This is a genomic window from Actinomadura sp. BRA 177 (genome assembly GCF_013372625.1).
In the GTDB taxonomy this organism is placed as follows: Bacteria; Actinomycetota; Actinomycetes; order Streptosporangiales; family Streptosporangiaceae; genus Spirillospora.
The window spans coordinates 1-3,094 of the sequence record NZ_JABXFD010000128.1 but is presented as its reverse complement, the minus strand read 5'-3'; the positions used below and the strand labels follow the sequence as shown (position 1 = coordinate 3,094).

The following is a 3,094-nucleotide window of genomic DNA, read 5'->3' as shown; positions in this document are numbered from 1 at the left end:
GCCTTCACCCGGTAGGCCTCCAGCCGGCCGCGCAGCTCCTCGCGCCGGTCCAGCAGCCCGCCGACCACGCGCGCGGCCGGCTGGAGGCCTACCGGGTGAAGGCCGCGCGGCTCGGCCACGCCGAGGACGCCGAACTCGCCCGGATCTACGAGCAGGCCCGCGAGCTGCTGTGGACCTCGCCGTGCGATCTGCGGAGCGCGACCGTGGCGCTGTCGGGATACCAGCGGGCCATCATGTCGCGGGCGGAGGGAGCGGAACGATGAGCCAGTGCACGGAGCCGGGCTGCGGCGGAACCGTCGACGGCGGCTTCTGCGTCGTATGCGGCGTGGCAGCCTCGCCCGGAACCCCGGCGCCCGGAGGCCCGGCGCCGTCCGGCGGGTGCGCGCAGCCGGGCTGCGGCGGGACGATCTCGGACGGCTACTGCGACGTCTGCGGCAGCCCGCCGGAGAGCGCCGCGCCGGTCGTGCCGGCGCCGCGCCCGCCGGCCGAGCGGTCCGACGCGTGCGGGCAGGCCGGCTGCGCCGGGACGATCATGGACGGCTACTGCGACGTCTGCGGTTCGCCGCCCGCGCACACGGCCCGGGTGGCGACGACCGGCAGCACCCCCACCGGCGGCACCCGGACGGGCAGCACCCGCACCGGCAGCACCCGTACGGGGTCGTCGCGCTCGTCCGGCCGCCGCGGCATGCTGGGCGCCGGGCTGGTCGAGGTGCCGCGCGTCCCGTACCGGGACCCGGCAGGCGCGGTGATGAGCGACCCGCAGGTCGCCGAGGCCAAGCGGTTCTGCAGCAGCTGCGGGGAGCCCGTCGGCCGGGGGCGCGGCGACCGGCCCGGCCGGACCGAGGGCTTCTGCCCCAAGTGCGGCGCCCGCTTCTCCTACACCCCGAAGCTGCGCCCCGGCGATCTCGTCGGCGGGCAGTACGGTGTGCTCGGCTGCCTCGCGCACGGCGGCCTCGGCTGGATCTACCTGGCCAAGGACCGCAACGTCCACGACCGCTGGGTCGTGCTGAAGGGCCTGCTGGACAGCGGCGACGCCGACGCGATGGCCGCGGCGGCGGCCGAGCGCGCCTACCTCGCCGAGGTCGAGCACCCCAACATCGTCAAGATCTACAACTTCGTCCAGCACGACGGCGACGGCTACATCGTGATGGAGTACGTCGGCGGCGAGTCGGTCAAGGACATCCTGCTGCGCCAGCCGCAGCCGCCCGGCGAGAAGCACCTGCCGCTCGCGCAGGCCATCGCCTACGGGCTGGAGGTGCTGCGGGCGTTCGAGTACCTGCACGCGCAGGGCCTGCTGTACTGCGACTTCAAGCCGGACAACGTGATCCAGTCCGAGGAGCAGCTGCGGCTCATCGACCTCGGCGGCGTCCGCCGGCTGGACGATCCGGACGGCGCGATCTGGGGCACGGTCGGCTACCAGGCGCCCGAGATCGCCGACGCGGGGCCGTCCGTCTCCTCCGACCTGTACACGGTCGGCCGCGCGCTGGCCGTGCTGAGCTTCCCCTTCCGCGGCTACACCAGGAAGTACGCCGGCTCCCTGCCGCCGGGTCCAGAGGTCCCGGTGTTCCGCCGGTTCGAGTCGTTCCACCGGTTCCTGCTGCGCGCGACGCACGCCGACCCGGACGCGCGGTTCCAGGACGCGGCGGAGATGGCCGAGCAGCTCACCGGCGTGCTGCGGGAGGTCCTCGCCGCCGAGGACGGCACCCCGCGGCCCGCCCCGTCCGGGCTGTTCGGGCCGGAGCGGTTCACGACCCGGATGGCGGGCGGGGCGGGCGACGCGCACGCGCTGCCGCCCGTCCCGCCGGAGGTGGCCGCGGCGGCGCTGCCGGTGCCGCTGGTGGACGGGTCCGACCCCGCCGCCGGGTTCGTGTCCGGGCTGTCCGCGCTGGAGCCGGCGCAGGTGGCGGAGGCGGCGGCGAACGCGCCGTCCCGCACGCCGGAGGTCCGGCTGGCGCACGCCCGCGCCAGGATCGAGCTGGGCGCCGGCGGGGAGGCCGACGAGCTGCTCGACGAGCTCGCAGCCGAGCGCCGCGGTGACTGGCGGGTCGCCTGGTACCGCGCGGTCGCGCTGCTCGCGCGCGGCCGGGTGGACGAGGCGGAGCCGCTCTTCGACCGGCTGTACGGGCTGCTGCCCGGCGAGGCCGCGCCCAAGCTGGCCCTCGCCTACTGCCGCGAGCGGACGGCGCCGGCCGACGCGATCCGCCTGTACGAGACGGTGTGGCGCACCGACCAGAGCTACATCAACGCGGCGTTCGGCCTGGCCCGCGTGCATCTCGCGGCGGGCGAGCGGGGCGCGGCCGTCGCCGCGCTCGACTCGGTGCCGACGATCTCCATCCGGTACGTGCCCGCCCAGGTCGCGGCGGTGGCACGGCGGTGCGCGGCCGCCCGCCCGCCGAGCTGTCGGCGGCCGAGCTGGTCGCCGCCGGGGACCGGCTCACCGCCCTCGACCTGGACGCAGAGCGCCGCGACCGGCTCGCCGCCGAAGTGCTGGAGGCCGCGCTCGACTGGCTCCTCGCCGGGCCCGGCGCGGCTCAGGGCGGGTCGCTGCTCGGCGCCCCGCTCACCGAGACCGCGCTGCGCCGCCTGCTGGAGGCGACGTACCGCGAGCTGGCCCGCCGCACCCGTGACCGCGACGAGTGCCGCCGCCTCGTCGACTCCGCCAACGCCGTACGCCCGAGGACGCTGCTGTGACCGATGACCAGACCGGAGCCGACGCCGGAGCCGACCACGCGACGAAGGCGGCGGAGCTGTCCTGTCCGGCGTGCGGGGAGATCGTGTACGCGGAGGAGGTCTTCTGCGAGAAGTGCGGCCACCGCCTCACCGACGCGCCGCCGCCGGGCGGAACGGCGGCGCGGGAGCCGTCCTCCGCGCGGCCGTGCACGAACTGCGGCGGGACGGCGATCGACGCCGACGGCTACTGCGAGAACTGCGGGCTGCGCCAGCCCGCCGAGCGCGACCACGTCGAGCTGGAGCTGCCCGCCCCCGGCGGGAACGGCGGCCGCGCGGGAGGCGTCCTCGGGGCGCTGCGAGGACCCGACGCCGTCGGACACGACGGCCGCGACCCCGGCGGCGTGCGCGGCGAGCGCGACCACGT

General features: G+C 76.7%; 1 protein-coding gene and 2 pseudogenes. All 3 read left to right on the top strand.

Annotation, left to right across the window (positions count from 1 at the left end):
• Positions 1–263, top strand: a pseudogene (locus tag HUX53_RS03615) (hypothetical protein); the annotation flags it as partial.
• A pseudogene (locus HUX53_RS03610) lies at positions 260–2,691 on the top strand (tetratricopeptide repeat protein). The pseudogenes HUX53_RS03615 and HUX53_RS03610, both read left to right, overlap by 4 nt.
• Positions 2,688–3,094, top strand: a 407-nt coding sequence (locus tag HUX53_RS03605; RefSeq protein ID WP_309237029.1) for a zinc ribbon domain-containing protein, incomplete at its 3' end; no start/stop codon positions are given. The pseudogene HUX53_RS03610 and the gene HUX53_RS03605, both read left to right, overlap by 4 nt.